Here is an 18,810-nt window from a genome sequence, read left to right on the forward strand (position 1 = left end):
GCTTGTCAAGAGAAAATAAAATGCGTTGCTGTTGACTATTTGGGAAGTCCCTGTAGAGAGGGTTAGGATGAGGGCCTCCCCGATTTGCGTGTGCGGCGCGATCCTTGCATGACAGCTGCCTGGCAAGGGAAAAAAGGTGCGCATGATGATGGACGAGTGGCGCGAAGTCTGGCGGTCTGCCTTGAAGCGCGAAGCGGTTTCACGGGGCATGCGTGTCTTGCTGGCGCTGGCCAGCGTGGTGTTTGGCGGCTGGTGGCTGAACCAGATGCAGGCGGTCATTCCTCTGCTGCTGGGCGTGATCGCTGGCGCTCTGGCCGAAAGTGACGACAGCTGGCGCGGCCAGATCCGTGCCCAGTTCACGACGCTGCTGTGTTTCACCGTGATGGCGCTGGTGGTGCAGGCCAGCCTGCCGTACCCCGGCCTGCTGGCGGCGGTGCTGGGGCTGGCGGCGTTCGGGCTCACCCTGCTCGGCGCGCTGGGCGAACGTTACCGCGCGATGGCCATCGCCACGCTGATCCTGGCGATCTACACCGCACTGGCGGCCGCGCCGCCGTCGTTACCGTCTTCGTCTTCCGGCCCGCCCATGACGCAATGGCCGGTCGCCTGGTTGTTGGCCGGTGCCGCCTGGTACGGGACGGTTTCAGTGCTGTGGGCGGCGGCCCTGCCCATGCTGCCGGTGCGGCAAAACATGGCCGGCCTGTACGAGGTGCTGGGTAGCTACCTGCGCTTGAAGGCCCGGCTGTTCGAGCCCGTGCGCGGTATCGACCTGGAGCAACGCCGGCTGGCGCTGGCGTTGCACAACGGCCGCGTGGTCGAGGCGCTGAACCTTGTCAAGGAAAGCCTGTTCATCCGCACGGAACCGGGCCGCACGCCGGCATGGCTGGGTGAGGCGTTGCACCTGTACTTCGTGGCCCAGGACGTGCATGAGCGGATCACGTCCTCGCATGAGCATTACGACGTGCTGGCCAATGCCTTTTTTCACAGCGATGTGCTGTACCGCTGCCAGCGCGTGGTGGCGCTGTTGGGCCAGGACTGCCTCCTGCTGGCGCAGGCCGTTGAACCGCACGGCGGGGTGACAGGTGGCGGTGCCACGGCGCGCGCCCTCGAAGACCTGGCGGCTGCCATCCGTCATGTCGAGGCGCACGAGGCTACGCCGGCGGCCGGGCCGCTGCGTGCACTGCGCGCCCTGGCGGCCAACCTGGAGGGGCTGCACCGCGTGCTGGGGGGTGCGCTGGCGCCGCTCCCCGACCGCCTTCCCGCTGATGCCAGCCTGCTGGACCGGCGTCCTCGCAGCGCGCGTGATGCCTGGCAGCGCGTGCGTGCCCAGTGGAGCCTGGCGTCCCCGCTGATGCGTCATGCATTGCGCATGAGTGTGGCGCTGGTGGCCGGTTATGCCGCCATGCTGGCCACGGGCGACAGTCATGGTTTCTGGATACTGCTGACCATTGTGTTTGTCTGCCAGCCCCAATACGGCGCCACGTTGACGCGCCTGCTTCAGCGCATCTGGGGCACGGTACTGGGCCTGGTGGTCGGCTGGGCGCTGCTGCGGCTGTTTCCCGATGTGCTGGTGCAGTCGGCCTTCACGGTGGCGGCGGGTGCGCTGTTTTTTGTCACCCGCCACACCCGCTACACACTGGCCACGGCGGCGGTGACTTCCCTGGTGCTCTTGTCTTTCAACCAGGTGGGCGATGGCTTCGGGTTGATCGTGCCGCGCCTGCTGGATACGCTGGCCGGCAGCGTCATCTCGGGGCTGGCGGTGTGGCTGGTGCTGCCCAGCTGGCACTCGCGCCGGCTGCACGGCATGGCCGCACAAGCCATGCGCACGCAGGCTTTGTACCTGGGCGAGATCATGGCGCAGTACCGCGCCGGCAAGCAGGACCACCTGGCCTACCGGCTGGCGCGGCGCAACGCACACAATGCCGAAGCCGCCTTGTCCAGCGCCATGGACGCGGTGTTCCAGGAGCCGGTGTATGTGCGCCGCCATGCGGGCGCCGGAACACGGTTCCTGGTGCTGTCGCACACGCTGCTGAATTACCTGTCGGCCCTGGGCGCACACCGCAAGCTGCAGCAGCAGCCGGACGACGACAGCGTCGCATCCAGCGCGGCGACCTGTTTGCTGGACGGTCTGGGCCTGCTGGCCGACGCGCTGGAAACCGGGCGGGCGCTGCCGGTACCGGCGACGTCCACAGAGCTGGCGTGGCTCGATGCGCTTTCGCGTCCGGCCGATGCGCCGGTGACGCAGATGCAGCGAAACCCCCAGGCGCCGTTGTTGCTGCTGGCCCTGCGCCTGTTGCCGCAGTTGCGCGAGCAGGCGGCCGGGCTGCTTACGCTTTGCGCAGCAGAACGGCGAGTTGCCTTGTCGGTTTGAATCCGGCAACCGCTCCGGACGCCGTCAGTTTTTGCCTGCAAGGCCCGCTGCCAGATGTATGCAGTGGTTTGTGTCGCCGCGGTCTGCACAGCGCCAGGTCTCAGATTGCTACTAAAAATATAGCTGCTTGCGCCCGTGGAATAAGGGCTGGAGGCATATTTTGCTTGTAATGTCCGGCGCAAGCCGCTGGTTCACCGGTTCAGTGATGGTGCCCGTGCTCACCGTGTACATGGCGGTGCGCTATTTCCTCTTCAGTGGCTTTGCGCACGTCGGTGACGGTCAGGCTGAAACGCAGGGCCTTGCCGGCCAGCGGGTGATTGCCGTCCAGCAGGACAGTGTCGCCCTTGATTTTTGTCACGGTAAAGGCGTGCGGCTTGCCGTCGTTGTCGCGGCCTTCAAGCTGGCCGCCGACCTTCACGCCCGGTGGAAACTGGCTTTTGGGAATGGTCCGTAGCAGGTTTTCATCGCGCAGGCCGAAGGCGTCTTCGGGCTGCAGTTCAAGTGTGGTCTGGTAGCCGCTCGTTTTTCCATCGAGCGCTTCCTCGATTTTGGGCAAGGTGTTGCCGTAGCCGCCGTGCAGGTAAACCATGGGTTCCTTGCTTTCTTCAATCAGCTTGCCTGTGAGTTCGGCAACCTTGAAGCGCAGGGTGACGGCGGTGTCTTTTTCGATGTTCATGGGTATGAAGGGATGAGGAAATGAAATAAGGGAAGACGTTATTTTCGCGCAAAGGTCAAAGCCGGGCAGGGCTCAGTGCAATTGCCGGCCCGCTTCGGCCGAGAGGGCAGAGGAAATCGAATCGAGTACCGCCGATTCGAGGTTCCAGCAATGCCAGAACAGCTGCACAGGCAACGCATGTCCGGGCGCCACATTGACCAGCTTGCCGGACTTGACCAGGCCGCGCACCAGCAGTTCCGGCAGCACGCTGACACCCCAGCCTGCCAGGGCAGCGCGCAACTGGCCTTCAGAACTGGGCACGAAAAGCTGGCTCAGGGCAACGCGTTTGAGCCCGACGGCCTTGGCGACAAATTCGCTTTGCCCGTCGTCCTTGCGGTTGAAGGCCACGTAGGTCACGGCGCGAAAATTGGAAGCATCCAATCCGCCCGACAAGTGCTTCTTTGCGTAAGCCGGCTCAGCCACCGCCACATAGTTCATGGCGCCGAGATGGGCCACCTTGCAGCCGCGCAGCGCTTGCTTTAGCGTGGTGACGCAGCCCAGCACATGGCCCTGGCGCAGCCAGTCGTGCGTGAAGTCCTGGTCGTCCACAATGATTTCAACCGGCAAGCCCTGCCTGACCAGGCCGGTCAGTGCATCCAGCGCCCAGCTTGCAATGCTGTCCGCGTTCACCGCAATCGAGATGCGTTCCTCTTCGCGCACACCGCCCGACAGGCCAGGCGCCAGCTCTTTCAGGTCGCGCTCCAGGTCGGCGCGTATGAGGCGAAGCTGCCGCGTGTGTTTAAGCAGCAGCTTGCCGGCCGAGGTGGCTTTCAGCGGCCGGCTACGCACGATCAGGATGGCGCCCACTTGGCCCTCCAGCACCCGCAGTCGTTGCGAAATGGCCGACTGGGTGACATTCAGGCGTTGGGCGGCACGCTCAAAACCACCTTCTTCCACAATGGCAGCCAGGCACTCCAGGGCGAGGGGGTCATACATAAGGTATTAGCCTTCCTAATGATTTTGCAAAGAGTTTAACGAAGCTGTTAATTTGCGGCAAGCTCATACAGACTAGTGGCCTGCCCCGTAAATAAGGTGATGAAATGAAATTGTCCAGTCAGTCGTCAGGCAAGGCGCGAGGAGGCGACATAGCCGTAGCTATGGCAACGACGAGCAACGCCGCATGCCGGCTGAATGGGCGATTTCATATCGCCTTTATTTGCGGGACAGGACACTAACGCCCATGAAAATCATTGTGATGGGTGCCGGCATCATCGGCGTCAGTACGGCCTGGCATCTGGTGCAGTGCGGGCACGAAGTGACGGTGGTGGACCGCCAAAGCGGCGCTGCCATGGAAACCAGTTTCGCCAACGCGGCGCAGATTTCCGTGAGTTATTGCGAACCCTGGGCCAACCCGGAGGCGCCGGCCAAGCTGCTCAAGTGGATGTTCCGCAACGATGCACCGCTGCTGTTCCGGCCCCGGCTGGACTGGCGCCAGTGGCGCTGGGGGCTGCAGTTTCTGAGCCAGTGCACCAACGCGGCCTTCCGGCGCAATGTCGAGCAGATTGTGGCGCTGGGCGCCTACAGCCACGAAGCGCTCAAGGACATCGTGCAGGGCACAGGCATTGAATACAACCGGCTCGAGCGCGGCATTGCGCATTACTACACCGACCAGCAGGCGTTTGATTCGGCCGCAGAAGCAGCGGCGCTGATGCGTAACTTCGGCGTCAATCGCCGGGTCGTCAGCCGCAGTGAACTGTTCGAGATAGAGCCCGCCTACCGCTCTTTTGGAGACCGAATTGTGGGCGGCACCTACACCGCCAGTGACGAAAGCGGCGACGCACGGGTGTTTACGCAGGAGCTGGCGCAAAGGTGCGAAGGGGCCGGTGTGCGCTTTGTCTACGGGCACGACATCGTCCGGCTGGAAAAAACCGGCGGTGCCATCGCCGCTGTCCAGCTCAGAAAGCGCGACACCGGCGAACTGCTGTCATGGCAGGCCGATGCCTTTGTGGTGGCCTGCGGTTCCTGGTCGGCACCCTTGCTTCGAACCGCTGACGTGGACTTGTCCATCTATCCCGGCAAGGGCTACAGCGCGACTTTCAAATTGTTGAAACCCGAGCTGGCGCCCTGGGTGAGTGCCATTGACGATGAAGTCAAGTGCGCCATCAGCCGGCTCGGCGACAGCCTGCGGGTGGCCGGGACGATTGAAGTGGCCGGTTACGGCATGGCGCTCGACACCCCGCTGGCCAGGGCCCGTTGCCAGATGCTGGCCGACCGCATCGAGCAGGTGCTGCCGGGGGTGTGCGACACCCGCAATGAAGCCCAGGGCGGGCAACCCAACTTCTGGACCGGCCTGCGGCCCGCCACGCCGACCAACATTCCCTACATCGGCAAAACCGGGGTGGGCAAGCTCTGGGTGAATGCCGGCCATGGAACACTGGGCTGGACCCACGGTGCCGGATCGGGCAAAGCCATCGCCGAGCTGATCGACGGCCAGCGTCCTTTGCCGCAGTTCCAGTTTCTCGGCATCGCCTGAAGCTTGCACTGGACGCAGGTTCGGCGCGCTTGACCTTCCTACGCCCAAGACCGCGCTTGTCCGACAGGAGCGCGCCGCCGCATCCATAAGACTTGCTGACTTGGCACACGGCGTCGCTGCGTGCAACAACTTCAGGAACCTCTTATGACCACCGTCGCAGACATCATGACCCGCAACGTTCGTACCCTTGCGCCTACAGACACCGTGCGCCGCGCTGCGCAAAGCATGGGGGAACTCAATGTGGGCAGCATTCCTGTCTGCAATGGACAAAAGCTCGTGGGCATGGTGACCGACCGTGACATCACGCTGCGGGGTGTGGCCAAGGGCCTGGATGCCGAGAAAACCCTGCTTTCCGACATCATGAGCAAAGACGTCAAGTGGTGTTTTGAAGACCAGCCGCTGGATGAAGTCATGGAAACCATGGCCGCGTCCCAGATTCGCCGCCTGCCGGTGGTCAGCCGCGACAAAGACCTGGTGGGCATTTTCTCCTTGGGTGATCTCGCCACCAAAACCGACAACGAAGAGGTGGGCTCCGTGCTGGAAGATATTTCAGAGCCGGCTACCGCTAAATAAGCGGGTTCCGGCCATTGGGTATTACGTTGAAAAACCGGTGTTGAGGGGCGCGTTGCGTCCTTGATGCCACGGCCGCGGGCAGAATCAACGCAACTTAAGCGGTCTGCCCGTGAAAACCCCTTCTCTTTTTTGCCCGGTTCATGCTGCCCTTCTGGGCTTTGCGTGGGCCGCGCATGGCCTGGCCTGCGGGCAGACCCTTGCGCCCGTGACCGTTTCGGCGACCCGCACGGAACGGCCACCCTTTGATGTGCCGGCTTCGGTGGACGTGATCGACGGCGAACGTGTCCGTGGCGACGGCCGGCCGCAAGTCAATTTGTCTGAAAGCCTGGGGCTGGTGCCCGGTCTGCTTGCGCGCGATCGGCAAAACCAGGCGCAGGATATGCAGCTCTCGGTGCGTGGTTTTGGTGCGCGTTCCACTTTCGGCGTGCGCGGCGTGCGCCTTTACGTGGACGGTATTCCTGCCACCATGCCCGATGGCCAGGGACAGCTTTCACATATCGACCTGGCATCGGTCGGGCACCTCGAGATACTGCGCGGCCCATTTTCAGTGCTGCATGGCAACTCGTCGGGCGGTGTCATGCAGGTTTTTACGGAAGAGGGGCAGGGCAGTCCGGTGCTCGCCAGCAGTGTGGCCACCGGTTCCTATGGCCTCAGGCGTTTTGATGTCAAGGCCAGCGGCGCTAGCGGATCGCTGGGGTATGTGCTCAGTGCCGGGCGGCTGAGCATCGGCGGTTTTCGCGAGCACAGTGCCGCGGAGCGCGAGGGCGCCAATGTGCGGCTCGATTGGGCGCTGGATGATGACCGCAAGCTGACCTTGCTGGCCAACACCCTGTCGGTCGAGGCGCAGGATCCGCTGGGCCTGAGCCGTGCGCAGTTCGATTCGGCACCGCGCAGTGCCGATGCCTCGGCAAACACCTTCAATACGCGCAAGACCGTGCGCCAGAGCCAGGCCGGCGCGGTGTACACGCACCGCCTTGATGCCGACAACCAGCTGCGCCTGATGCTGTATGGCGGCGAGCGTGCGACCACACAATACCAGGCTATTCCAACCGGTGTTCAAAACAACCCGCTGCATCCGGGCGGCGTGATCGGTCTCGAACGCAACTACGGCGGAGCCGATTTGCGCTGGACACACCGCACGCACATGGCGCAGCAGCCGCTGGAGATCGTCAGTGGGCTGGCCTATGACGTGATGAACGAAGAGCGACGGGGTTGGCAGAATTTCCAGGGAACAACACTGGGCGTGCAGGGTACCCTGCGCCGCGAGGAAGACAACCGCGTCACCAGCATGGACCCCTACCTGCAAGCCACTTGGCAGCCCGCTGCACGCTGGACGGTGAACGCTGGCGCGCGCCACAGCCTGGTGCGTTTCAGTTCCACCGACCGCTACATCGTGGGCACCAACGGCAATGACAGTGGCAGTGTTCGTTACAGCGCCACCCTGCCTGCTGCCGGCGTCACCTACGCGCCATCGACGCAATGGCGTATATATGCCGCGGCCGGCCGCGGTTTCGAAACACCGACATTCAATGAGCTGGCCTATCGGCCGACCGGCACCGGCCTTAACTTTGCCTTGCGCCCTTCGCGCAGCGACAACTTGGAAACCGGCGTCAAATGGCGCACGCTCCCAGGCGCGGCCACGCGCATTGAAGCCACGGCGGCGGTGTTCCATACGGCAACGCAGGACGAGATCGTCACGCAGAGCAATGTCGGTGGCCGCAGCACTTTCCAGAACGCAGGAGCCACGCGCCGCCGCGGCCTGGAGCTTGCAGCCAGCATCGAGCCCGCGCGGCACTGGCTGGCGCAGGTGTCGTACACCTTGCTGGATGCCCGCTACCGCGATGCTTTTGCCTGCCCGGTCAATGTCAATCTCTGTCCTGCGGGGGTGGTGCCTGCAGGCAACCGCATTCCCGGAACGGCACGCAACGCGCTGGCCCTGGATGTGGGCTGGAGGCCGCCCACCGGCTGGCGTGCGGGGCTGGATGCGCGCTACCTCGGCAGCGTGGCCGTGAACGATGTCAACAGCGACGCGGCGGCTTCTTTCGTGACACTGGGCACCCATGTGGGTTATGTGGCGGAAATCAACCGCTGGCGACTGGTGGCCACAGCCCGCATCGACAACCTGACCGATCGCCGCTACGCGGGCTCCGTCATCGTCAACGAAGGCAATGGCCGCTATTTCGAGCCGGCTGCGGGCCGCAACTACGTGCTCTCGCTGTCGGCCAGCTACCGCTTCTAGGGCTGCCATGTTGCGCGTAACCTCTCTCAGCTTCCTCTGTGCTCTGCTGGCAGCGTGTTCCCCCACGCCGCCTTCGTGGGACACGCTGGTCAGCAGCAAGATCACGGACCACTACCCGGCGTACAAGGTGCTGGCGCCAGAAGCCGGGCACCTGCTGGTGCAACGGCCCGGCCAGATGGACAAGGCGGTGGATGTGGCAGGCATTGCGAAGTTCTGCCAGCGCGGCCCGGCGGACTGCAACTATGCGCTGGACCAGATGCTGCTGGAGCTGCGCGGGGCACAATAGCCGCTTCCTTGTCGGCTGATTTTTCATGCACACCACCGCCCTCGTTCTTTTCTCCGGAGGCCAGGACTCCACCACCTGCCTGGCCCAGGCACTGTCGAAATATGAACGCGTGGAAACCGTGGGTTTTGATTACGGCCAGCGGCACAGCGTGGAGCTGCAGGCGCGCCTTGTGGTGCTGCGCGAAATCAGGGCGCAGTTTCCGCAGTGGGCGCACAAGATCGGCGAAGACCACTTCCTGGACCTCGCGGTGCTGGGCCAGGTCAGTGAAACCTCGCTGACGCGCGACACGGCTTTCAAGATGGAAAGTTCGGGCCTGCCCAATACCTTTGTGCCGGGCCGCAACCTGCTGTTCCTCACCCTGGCCGCAGCGCTGGCCTACCGGCGCGACCTGCAGGTGCTGGTGACGGGCGTGTGCGAAACCGATTTTTCAGGCTACCCCGACTGCCGCGACGACACCATGAAAGCCATGCAACTGGCGCTGTCGCTGGGCATGGACAAGCGCTTCCTGATCGAAACGCCGCTGATGTGGATAGACAAGGCCGCCACCTGGTCGCTGGCCGAAGTGCTGGGTGGCCGGCCGCTGGTAGACCTGATCATCGAGCACACCCACACCTGTTACCTTGGCGACCGGGAACACCGGCACACGTGGGGTTACGGCTGCGGCCAGTGTCCGGCTTGCGAATTGCGTGCGCGCGGGTATGAGCGGTACACGCGAAGAAGCGCGGCATGGTCGCCTCCTCCCGCCGGGCTGCCCTCACCCTAACCCTCTCCCAGAGGGAGAGGGAACCAGGCGGACTCTCTCTCCCCTGGGAAAGGGCAAGAGGCATAACTCCCTCTCCCCTTGGGAGAGGGCAGGGGTGAGGGCGGCCGCGTAGCGCTACTGAGCCGCACTTTCCCTGAGCGTGTACAGCGCAGGCGAGCCTTCAGGCTGCTTCTCCAGTTCCCAGCGCTTGCCGTGATACGCCGCCACTGTCGGCCGGTGCGCGATGGAAACAATGGCGCCGCCTGCCTGTTTCGTCTGGGCCAGCAAACGTTCATACAGCGTCTTCTCGGCGTCTTCGTCGAGTGCGCTGGTGGCCTCATCGGCAAACAGCCAGGCCGGTTTCTTCAGCAGCACGCGTGCGATGGCCAGGCGTTGTTGTTCCCCGCCAGAGAGCTTCTGGCTCCAGGCGTCTTCATCGTCGAGCCGGTGAGTCAGCTTGGGCAGCAGGGCGTCCTCCAGTGCCTGCTGAAGCTGCGCATCGCTGTAGGTGGCGGCCGGTTGCGGATAGGCCAGCGCGTCGCGCAAGCTGCCATTGGGGAAGTAGGGGCGCTGGGGAATGAACATCGCGTTGGCGGGCAGGGCCGTGCGGCCCCGGCTGAAGGGCCAGATGCCGGCCAGCGCACGGAACAGCGTGGATTTACCGCTGCCCGACGGGCCCTTGATCAATACGTTGTCGCCAGCTTCGGCGTGCAGTGAAAGTCCCGACAGCAACACCGCCCCCGTGGGCAGCGCCAAAGTCAGATCCTGCGTATCGAGGCTGTTGGCGGAGTCATTGATTGCTACTGAATTGATAGCTGCTTGCGCCCGCTGTGCCTGGGCTAGAGCCACAAAACTCTCTTCAAATCCGGTCAAACGGTCGGTGGTGGCCCGCCAGGCGGCCAGGCTGCTGTAGTTGTCGACAAACCAGCTCAGAGAGTCCTGCACGCGGCCGAAAGCTGAGGCGATCTGCATCAACTGCCCGAGCTGGATGGCGCCGCTGAAAAAACGGGGAGCGGCGACGATGAAGGGAAACACCACGGCGGCCTGGCCAAAAAAGTTGGTGAACCAGATCAGGTTTTTCTGCTTTTTGATCAGCGTCAGGTAGTTGCCCAGCACGGTGGAAAACCGCGTGTCCAGATGCGCGCGTTCAACCACTTCGCCCTTGTCCAGCGCAATCGATTCGCTGTACTCGCGCACCCGCACCAGGTGGTGGCGAAAATCTGCCTCATACCGTTGCTGCAGAAAGTTGAGCCGGATCTGTGGCCGCCCGATGTAATGCGTCAACACGCTGCCTACGGTGCAGTACAGCACCGCCATCCAGACCATGAAGCCGGGAATGTTGAAGCTGCTTCCTCCCAGCGCGAAGGCAAACGGGCCCGACAGGCTCCACAAAATGCCGACAAAACTCAGCAGCGTGACCACGGCATTGAGCAGGCCCATGCTCAGGGAGATGGTGTAGGTGGTGAACAGGTTCAGGTCTTCCTGAATACGCTGGTCGGGGTTGTCCGGCGTGGCGGTAGCCTTGTCTTCGTTGCTGGCGTAGCGTGCTAGCTCCATCTGGTAGAAGGCATGGTCGGCCAGCCAGCGCTGCAGGTAATGCGCGGTCATCCAGGCGCGCCAGCGAACCTCGAGCAACTGCGTCAGGTAAAAGCGGTAAACCGCAATGATGATGAAGGCAAAAGCCAGGTAGGTGAAGCGTCCCAGTTGCTCCCAGAACACCGGCTGGTTTTTTTCCTGCAGCGCGTCATAAAACACCCGGTTCCATTCGTTGAGCAGCACCAGCATGTAGACCGCGCCAAGATTCAACAGCACGATGGCCAGCAGCAGGCCGCGTGCCTTCCATTTGTCCTCGGACTGGAAATAGGGTTTAGTCAGCGCCCAGGCCTTACTGCTGAAGTCCTTGAAGGCGGCGATTTTGCCGTGAACGGCGGTTGGCGGAGGCGTCGAAGGCATGGGCGTCATCCTGGAGGGGGAAATGGCTGCCTAGTGTAGTGCGGCGGCCTGTCGCTTTGGCGAATGGTGGACCGCCTTGGCGCCGCTAGGATGAAGGGATGACCACCGCCACGCTCTCTCCTTCGCTTGACGGCAGCATTGACTGCACCGTGCACGGCCCGCTGCTGCTGATTGCCATCAACCGCCCGGCCAAGCGCAACGGTTTCACACCGAAGATGTTCCGCGAGCTGGGTGAGGCCTACACCCGCCTGGACGATGACCCGGCCCTGCGCGTTGGCGTGCTCCATGCCGTGGGCGAGCATTTCACAGCAGGGCTGGACCTGCCGACCATCGCGCCGCTGATGCAGCGCGGCGAGAAAGCCGTTCCCCTGGGCCTGGTCGATCCGCTGAACCTGGGCATGGAAGGCTACCGACGCCGGACCAAACCCATGGTGGTGGCTGTGCAGGGCATCACCTATACGCTGGGCATCGAGCTGATGCTGGCGGCCGACATTGTGGTGGCATCTGACGATTGCCGGTTTTCACAACTGGAAGTCAAACGCGGCATCATGGCCACCGGCGGCGCCACCTTGCGCATGGCGGAGCGCGCCGGTCTGGGCAATGCCTTGCTGCATCTGCTGACCGGCGACGAGTTTGGCAGCGCCGAAGCCCTGCGCCTCAACTTTGTGCAGAAGGTGTTGCCCCGCGATCAGCTGCTGGACGAAGCCGTCCGTATTGCCGAAGCCATTGCAGCGCAGGCGCCGCTGGCGGTGGTGGCAACGCGAAAAAATGCACTCAAAGCGGTGGAGCATGGCCCCGTGCTGGCGATGCAGGATTTCATCGCGGTGCAAAAGGGACTGTCGCTCAGCGAAGATGCTGCCGAAGGGGTGCGCTCGTTTGTTGAGAAACGCGCAGCCCGGTTTCGGGGGCGCTAGGCTTTCATCTGGTGTCATCCCGGGCGTGACCCGGGATCCATATCGGATGCACCACCGGCCTATAGGTCTGCTGACATGGATTGCGGATCAAGTCCGCAATGACAAAGGATGGGCGGTGCCGTCTCAGGACAGCTGGTTCGACACACCGCTGACCACATGGCCCGAAGGCACATGCTGCGAGGCCGAGTTGACATGGCCGGTCTGGTCGTCAAAGAAGAAGTCGGGTTCGAACTCTCGCAAAAACTCGCCTTTTGGCAGGCCACCGAGGAACATGGCTTCATCGACCTCGATGTTCCAGTCCATCAGCGTGCGGATGGCACGCTCGTGTGCCGGCGCACTGCGTGCCGTAACCAGGGCCGTGCGTATGCGCATGTTGGAGGTTCCCACCTGCTGCAGCCGGTGCAGGGCCTCCAGCAATGGCTTGAAGGGGCCTGCCAGCAGCGGCTGCGCGGCCTTGTCGCGCTCATGCTGCTGGAAGGCCGACAGGCCGTGTGACTGGAACACGCGTTCGGCCTCGTCGGAAAAAATAACCGCGTCGCCGTCGAAGGCAATGCGCACTTCATTCGGGTGTTTGTCGCTGGCGTGGGCCGACTGCGGATAAACCTGCGCTGCAGGCACGCCGGCCGCCAATGCGTCGCGCACATCGCTGAGGTGGGCCGACAAAAACAGGTTGGCGTGTAGCGGCTTCAGGTAACGCCAGGGCGCCTCACCGCGGTTGAAGGTGCCGCGCTGGATATTCAGGCCGTAGTGCTGGGCCGAGCGGAACACCCGCATACCCGACACCGGATCATTGCGGGAAAGTATGACCACCTCCACGCGCTGCGCCAGTTTGGCTGCAGGGGAAGCTTCGTCCAGGCTGGCAGGCGCGTCGTTGAAGGCGAGCAACTTTTGCACCAGCGAAAACGCCACGCCGGGTTTGGCCGGCACATCCAGCCGATCCAGCTGCAACTGCATGTAAGCGGCGTCTTTTTTGGCACCGGGCTGGGGCGGCTGCACCATGCCGTCTTCAAAGACGCGGTTTTCTTCTTCAAAGTCGAACAGGGCGCGCGAAGAAATTGCCACCACCAGTTGTCCGTCCAGATTGGCTGCCATGGGTTTACCTGTTTACTGCGGAATCTGCAGAAGATAACGCAAGTGTGCGCCATTGCCCGCAAGCCACACTGTCCTGCGGCCATTCGTCGGCGCGGCTGACCTGCTGGATGCCGCGTGCCACAAGTTGGGCGGCGCGGATGATGCCGGCGTGGGTGATCCAGATGGTGTCTGGCCCAACGGGCAGTTCGTCAAAAGCCTCGGCCACACGCGCCATCACGGCGCTCACGGTTTCGCCATGACCGCCAACAGGGTGGTCGGCAAAGTTGGCCGTCCAGGCGTCGAACTCCTCGCGCCCGATGTTGCTCCAGGGCCGGCCTTCCCAGTTGCCGAAATTCATTTCCTGCAGCCGGGCGTCGATCTGAAGTGTCAAATCGGGCCGCAGCCCAATCAGCGCCTGCGCAAGCTGCTCACATCTTTGTAGCGGAGAGCTTTGAACTGCGGCGCCCGCAGGCAGTACACCGGCAAGTGCCAGCGCGCATTGCCGGGTGCTCTCGGCGTTCGCCGCCACATCCAGCGCGCCGTAGCAGGTGCCCGGCTCGGCCAATACCTGGGCGTGGCGCACCAGCCAGAGCTTCATAGCGCGATGGCCAGGCCGAGGTAAAAGGCGATTTCGCAGACTTGCTGCGTAGCGCCCAGACAGTCGCCGGTGAAACCCTGCAGACGGCGCGTGAACAGCCTGGCCATCCACAGCAGGGCGAGCATGGAAAAGCTGCAGGCTACTATCAAATTAATAGCTGGTAGCGCATAACCCGCAAGGGCCAATGCCGAAAAACACCACAAGACTGCAATACCCAGGCTGCCAAGCGTGATCTGGTCGGCCAGTGGTTTGGACTTGGAGCCCGCGGCATCACCCACGTGCGGCAGCAGGCGGATCAAAAGCAGTGGCAGGGTGCGTGAGACCACGTGCGCCGCAAACAGCGCCACCGCGACCAGCCAGCCGTTGAAGGGGGCATCGGTCGGGACTTCTTCCAGGCCGGGCGCCACACCCTCGGCGGAGCCGAGCAGGGCCAGCAGCGCCAGCTTGCACAGCAGTACCAGGACCAGCGCCATGGCTCCGAAGGCGCCGACCCGTGAATCCTTCATGATCTCCAGCGCCCGGTTGCGTTCGGAGCTGCCGCCCAGGCCATCGGTCACGTCGGCCAGTCCGTCTTCGTGAAAGCCACCTGTCAGCAGCACGGTAGCCACGGTAGACAGCGCAGCGGCCACCAGTGGCGCGAACAGCGTTGGCGGCAGCAGCGACAGCAACAACACATACACCCCGGCCGCCACGGCGCCGACCAGCCAGCCAATACCGGGAAAATGCGCCGCACTGGCACGCAGCATGGCCGGGCTGTAGCCTACCCATTCGGCCAGGCGGCCCGTCACCGGAATGCGGGTGAAAAACTGGACGGCCAGCAGGTAGTGACGCAAGAACTGGATCATGACTCTGCCCCTGCACAGACTGTCATTGCGGGCCTGACCCGCAATCCATGCTGGATCACTGCGCTTGTGGGTACATGCTGCATGGATCCCGGATCGAGTCCGGGATAACGGGATATGTGCAGGCACGTCACTGAACCAGCCATGACTTCAGGTTTCCGTCTTCCCGCTGACCCCGGCCGAATCAAAACTCGCCATCTCCGCCATGAACAGGGCAGCCGACTGCAGCAGCGGCCAGGCCAGCAATGCGCCTGTGCCTTCGCCGAGGCGCATGTCCAGATCGAGCAGCGGCGTGGCTTTCATGTGGGCCAGCAGCAAATGGTGGCCGCGCTCGGCCGAGCGGTGGCAGAACACCAGGTAGTCCTGCACCTGCGGCAGCAGGACTTGCGCCACCAGGGCCGCCGCGCCGGCAATAAAGCCATCGACCAGCACCACGCGACGCTCGCTGGCGGCTTGCAGCATGGCGCCGCTCATCATGGCAATTTCGAAGCCGCCCAGGGCGGCGAGCACGGCCAGCGGCTCGTGAACATCCGCATGCCGGTCCAGCGCACGTTGCAACACGGCTTGCTTGTGTTGAAGCTGTGTGTCGTCGAGCCCTGTGCCGCGTCCAGTCACGTCCTTGATTGGCCGGCCGGCCAGCCGGGCCAGCAGCAGGGCGGCGGGCGAGGTGTTGGCAATACCCATTTCGCCGAAAGCCACCACGTTGCCCGGCAGCTCACGCACCACGGCCATGCCGGCTTGCAGTGCTGCATGGGTCTGTTCCAGCGACATGGCGGGTTCTGCGCAAATGTTCTGCGTGCCCGGGGCAATTTTCCGCTGTTGCAGTTGCGGATGGTCGGCCAGGTCGGCGGCGACACCGGCGTCCACCACCTGCAGGGCAAAGCCATGCTGGCGCGCAAACACATTTATCGCGGCGCCGCCGCCCAGCATGTTGCCCACCATCTGCACCGTCACGGCCTGCGGGAAGGCCGACACGCCTTCGCTGGCAATGCCGTGGTCGGCAGCAAATACCACCATTTGCGGTGATTCAAAGTGGATGGCCTCGCTGCGCTGGATCAAACCCAGCTGCAGCGCCAGGGCTTCGAGCTGGCCGAGGGCGCCCTGCGGCTTGGTCTTGTGGTCGATCTTGTGCTGCAGCTTGGCCGCCAGCGCGGTGTCCGCCGTCGGTTCAATTGCGGGCAGGCGGAGTGTCGTGTTGTCGGTCATCGGTGATTTTCTGGAGGCAGGCGGGGCAAAAGCATGAAGCTTCCGCCGTGCCGGTTGTGGTTGTCGCGGTGGATGGGGAACTGGACGGCACCGGCATGATGTGGGGCAGCTTGACGCACCAGCATTCGGCGTCCCCTCCCACCATGCCGCAGCGGAAAGCGGCGCCGCAGCGGGGACACGACGAGTTGGGTTTCGCGCTGGTGCCTGCTGCTGTCATGAAAAAGCTCGTCAAGCCTGGAGGAACAGGCGATAAACCGGATTGTCGGTTTCTTCCACGTGCGGGTAGCCCAGGGTGTCGAGAAAGTCCTTGAAGGCCTTGTTGTCTGCCTTGGGCACCTGCAGGCCGACCAGGATGCGGCCGTAGTCAGCACCCTGGTTGCGATAGTGGAACAGGCTGATGTTCCAGCCCGGTTTCATGGCGCCCAGGAACTTCATCAATGCACCGGGCCGTTCGGGAAACACAAAACGCAGCAGGCGCTCATTGTTGGACAGGTCGGTGTGCCCGCCGACCATGTGGCGGATGTGTTCCTTGGCCAGGTCGTCGTGGGTGAGGTCCAGCGTTTTGAAGCCGTGCTTGCTGAAATTATTGGCAATTTTTGTGCTTTCGCCCTTGCCATGCGTGGTCAGGCCGACAAACACGTGGGCTTCCTTGGCATCGCTGATGCGGTAGTTGAACTCGGTCACGCTGCGCGGGCCGCCCGGCAGCTCGCCGATCAGTTCACAAAAGCGGCGGAAGCTGCCGCGCTCCTCGGGAATCGTCACCGCGAACAGGGCCTCGCGCTCTTCGCCCACTTCCGCTCGCTCGGCGACAAAACGCAGGCGGTCGAAGTTCATGTTGGCGCCGCACAGAATGGCTGTGTAGGTTTCGCCTTTGGTCTTGTGGGTGGCGACGTACTGCTTGATGGCGGCCACGCTCATGGCCCCCGAAGGCTCGACGATGCTGCGCGTGTCGATGAACACGTCCTTGATGGCCGCGCACACGGCATCGGTGTCCACGGTGATGAATTCGTCGACGAGTTCGCGGCTGATGCGGAAGGTTTCTTCACCCACCAGCTTGACGGCCGTGCCGTCGGCAAACAGGCCGACGTCCGGCAGCGTCACGCGTTTGCCGGCGCCGACAGACAGCGCCATCGCGTTCGAATCATTCATCTGCACGCCAATGACCTTGACTTCGGGGCGGACGGCCTTGATGTAGTTGGCCACGCCGGAGATCAGGCCGCCGCCGCCAATGGCCACAAACACGGCGTCGAGCGAGCCTTTGCCTATGGTCTGGATCTGGCGCAGGATTTCCATGGCAATCGTGCCCTGGCCGGCAATCACATCCGGGTCGTCAAACGGGTGCACAAAAGTCAGGCCGTTTTTTTTCTCGAGCGTGACCGCGTGGATGTATGCATCCGAATAACTGTCGCCGTGCAGGATGACCTCGCCGCCGAACGACTTCACGGCATCCACCTTCACCTGGGGCGTGGTGACCGGCATGACGATGACGGCGCGGGTCCCGAGCTTGTGCGCGCCGAGCGCTACGCCCTGCGCATGGTTACCGGCCGAGGCGCAAATCACGCCTTTTTTGAGCTGGGCCGCGCTCAGGTGCGCCATCTTGTTGTACGCCCCGCGCAGCTTGAAGCTGAACACCGCCTGCTGGTCTTCCCGCTTGAGCAGCACCGTGTTATGCACGCGTTTGCTCAGGTTTTTTGCCGGCTCCAGCGCGGACTCCACGGCGACGTCGTAGACGCGGGCCGTCAGGATTTTTTTCAGGTAGTCGGCGGGTTTGAGCGCCTTGGCGCGGGTTGGCCGCGAGACGCCAGGAGAGGGGCGGGGAGCTGGTTTTGGAGGGGTGGGCATGTATTTTTCTCGTAGCCCGACATCATAGTGGGCAAGAAAAAAGGCCCAGACCTTGCGGTCTGGGCCTGTAAATCCACCCTTTCAGGGATGGAGGAGACAAGCTGTGCATGAAAACAAATGCAGCTTCATGCGATGATTTCAGTATAGCGGAGGCATGTTGCGCTGCAACAATGCTTTGTTGCGAAAAATGAACACTCGCAGCTTCTTTTCGGCAAATATTTTTGATCTTGATAAGGTTTATTCATGGAATGCACAGTGAGCTGGACCGGCACCCCTGCCGGCACAGGCGCTACAACAACTTCTGGCTCGGCCATGAGTTTTCTGGCAACGACGGGAAGCGGTCATACGCTGGTGATGGATGGCGCCCCGGACGCTGCCAAGCCGGCAAATGGCGGCGCCAACCTGGCGCCACGCCCCATGGAAACCGTGCTGGCCGGCACCGGTGGCTGTACGGCCTATGACGTGGTGCTGATTCTCAAGCGTGGCCGGCACGATGTACGCGGCTGCACGGTCAAGCTGACATCGGAGCGAGCCGAAACCGATCCCAAGGTGTTCACCAAAATCCACATGCATTTTGTTGTCACCGGGCGCGGCATTGCGGCAAGCGCTGTGGAACGCGCGATTGCGATGAGCCACGACAAATACTGCTCGGCGACCATCATGCTCGGCAAAACCGCCGACATCACCACCAGCTTCGAACTGATCGAAGCCTGAGGCGGCTTAAATCGGGCCCCAGCCCTTATGGGTAAACCGTGGGTAGCTATCGAAAAGATAGCTGTCTAGATGTGATGCGCGGTCGTCGTCATGACCTTGGCCGCGGTCCGCATCAATGCCCGAACAGGCGCAGGAAGTGCAAATGCCCCGGCACTTTGCGCTTCCTGCGCATGGCGTGCTTCGTCGTCTTTCATTTGCGCCACGATGGCCCGTGAGGCATGGTCGCCTTCGGGCAGGCGTTCCAGGTGGCTGGCCAGATGCGCTTCCACCTGGC

General features: G+C 63.1%; 18 protein-coding genes. 8 read left to right on the forward strand and 10 right to left on the reverse strand.

Features of this window, described 5'->3' with window-relative positions:
- Positions 1-142: 142 nt before the first annotated feature.
- Entirely contained in the window at positions 143-2,368 is a 2,226-nt protein-coding gene (gene yccS / locus ABI660_RS19110; RefSeq protein WP_348071056.1) for a YccS family putative transporter, read from the forward strand.
- A gap of 199 nt (positions 2,369-2,567) precedes the next feature.
- On the opposite strand, the gene ABI660_RS19115 is transcribed toward yccS, so the two are convergent.
- Entirely contained in the window at positions 2,568-3,044 is a 477-nt protein-coding gene (locus tag ABI660_RS19115) for a peptidylprolyl isomerase (protein ID WP_348071058.1), read from the reverse strand.
- Positions 3,045-3,116: 72 nt separating this feature from the next.
- On the reverse strand, positions 3,117-4,019 hold the full coding sequence (locus tag ABI660_RS19120) for a LysR family transcriptional regulator ArgP (RefSeq protein WP_348071060.1): 903 nt from the start codon (positions 4,017-4,019) through the stop codon (positions 3,117-3,119).
- A gap of 244 nt (positions 4,020-4,263) precedes the next feature.
- Between ABI660_RS19120 and ABI660_RS19125 the strand changes: the two genes are divergently transcribed.
- From ABI660_RS19125 to queC, 5 genes are all read left to right on the forward strand, one after another.
- A complete protein-coding gene (locus tag ABI660_RS19125) occupies positions 4,264-5,556 on the forward strand; it encodes a D-amino acid dehydrogenase (RefSeq protein WP_348071062.1) in 1,293 nt (430 codons plus the stop codon).
- 144 nt (positions 5,557-5,700) lie between these two features.
- Complete coding sequence (locus tag ABI660_RS19130; RefSeq protein ID WP_348071064.1) at positions 5,701-6,129, forward strand: CBS domain-containing protein; 429 nt, start codon at positions 5,701-5,703, stop codon at positions 6,127-6,129.
- Between the two features lie 109 nt (positions 6,130-6,238).
- Positions 6,239-8,368 carry a TonB-dependent receptor gene (locus tag ABI660_RS19135; RefSeq protein WP_348071066.1) on the forward strand — a complete coding sequence of 710 codons (2,130 nt, stop codon included), beginning with the start codon at positions 6,239-6,241 and terminating at the stop codon, positions 8,366-8,368.
- 7 nt (positions 8,369-8,375) lie between these two features.
- A complete protein-coding gene (locus ABI660_RS19140) occupies positions 8,376-8,654 on the forward strand; it encodes a hypothetical protein (RefSeq protein WP_348071068.1) in 279 nt (92 codons plus the stop codon).
- A 25-nt stretch (positions 8,655-8,679) separates the two neighbouring features.
- A complete protein-coding gene (queC, locus tag ABI660_RS19145; RefSeq protein WP_348071070.1) occupies positions 8,680-9,417 on the forward strand; it encodes a 7-cyano-7-deazaguanine synthase QueC in 738 nt (245 codons plus the stop codon).
- Positions 9,418-9,531: 114 nt separating this feature from the next.
- On the opposite strand, the gene ABI660_RS19150 is transcribed toward queC, so the two are convergent.
- Complete coding sequence (locus tag ABI660_RS19150) at positions 9,532-11,349, reverse strand: ABC transporter ATP-binding protein/permease (RefSeq protein ID WP_348071072.1); 1,818 nt, start codon at positions 11,347-11,349, stop codon at positions 9,532-9,534.
- 98 nt (positions 11,350-11,447) lie between these two features.
- Here ABI660_RS19150 and ABI660_RS19155 point away from each other — a divergent pair, with 98 nt between their 5' ends.
- Complete coding sequence (locus tag ABI660_RS19155; protein WP_348071074.1) at positions 11,448-12,263, forward strand: crotonase/enoyl-CoA hydratase family protein; 816 nt, start codon at positions 11,448-11,450, stop codon at positions 12,261-12,263.
- A gap of 123 nt (positions 12,264-12,386) precedes the next feature.
- Here ABI660_RS19155 and ABI660_RS19160 read toward each other — a convergent pair whose 3' ends face one another.
- The 6 genes from ABI660_RS19160 to ilvA all read right to left on the reverse strand — a co-directional run bounded on the left by ABI660_RS19160 (position 12,387) and on the right by ilvA (position 17,822).
- A complete protein-coding gene (locus ABI660_RS19160; protein WP_348071076.1) occupies positions 12,387-13,355 on the reverse strand; it encodes a 5'-nucleotidase in 969 nt (322 codons plus the stop codon).
- Positions 13,356-13,359: 4 nt separating this feature from the next.
- Positions 13,360-13,932 (reverse strand): histidine phosphatase family protein, encoded by a 573-nt coding sequence (locus ABI660_RS19165; RefSeq protein WP_348071078.1) that lies wholly within the window; start codon positions 13,930-13,932, stop codon positions 13,360-13,362.
- Positions 13,929-14,777 (reverse strand): adenosylcobinamide-GDP ribazoletransferase, encoded by an 849-nt coding sequence (locus tag ABI660_RS19170; protein WP_348071080.1) that lies wholly within the window; start codon positions 14,775-14,777, stop codon positions 13,929-13,931. Before ABI660_RS19170 ends, ABI660_RS19165 begins: the two co-directional genes overlap by 4 nt.
- 147 nt (positions 14,778-14,924) lie before the next feature.
- Entirely contained in the window at positions 14,925-15,980 is a 1,056-nt protein-coding gene (cobT, locus tag ABI660_RS19175) for a nicotinate-nucleotide--dimethylbenzimidazole phosphoribosyltransferase (protein ID WP_348071082.1), read from the reverse strand.
- Positions 15,943-16,197, reverse strand: a complete 255-nt coding sequence (locus tag ABI660_RS19180; RefSeq protein ID WP_348071084.1) for a cysteine-rich CWC family protein — start codon at positions 16,195-16,197, stop codon at positions 15,943-15,945. The genes cobT and ABI660_RS19180 overlap by 38 nt, the downstream gene beginning before the upstream one ends.
- An 11-nt stretch (positions 16,198-16,208) precedes the next feature.
- Positions 16,209-17,822 (reverse strand): threonine ammonia-lyase, biosynthetic, encoded by a 1,614-nt coding sequence (gene ilvA / locus ABI660_RS19185; protein ID WP_348071086.1) that lies wholly within the window; start codon positions 17,820-17,822, stop codon positions 16,209-16,211.
- Between the two features lie 243 nt (positions 17,823-18,065).
- On the opposite strand from ilvA, the gene ABI660_RS19190 reads away from it, so the two are divergent.
- A complete protein-coding gene (locus ABI660_RS19190) occupies positions 18,066-18,536 on the forward strand; it encodes an OsmC family protein (RefSeq protein ID WP_348071088.1) in 471 nt (156 codons plus the stop codon).
- A 65-nt stretch (positions 18,537-18,601) separates the two neighbouring features.
- Here the strand turns inward: ABI660_RS19190 and ABI660_RS19195 are convergent.
- Positions 18,602-18,810, reverse strand: a 209-nt coding sequence (locus ABI660_RS19195; protein ID WP_348071090.1) for a demethoxyubiquinone hydroxylase family protein, incomplete at its 5' end; no start/stop codon positions are given.

This window comes from Polaromonas sp. (assembly GCF_039930745.1).
Taxonomy (GTDB): Bacteria; Pseudomonadota; Gammaproteobacteria; order Burkholderiales; family Burkholderiaceae_C; genus Polaromonas.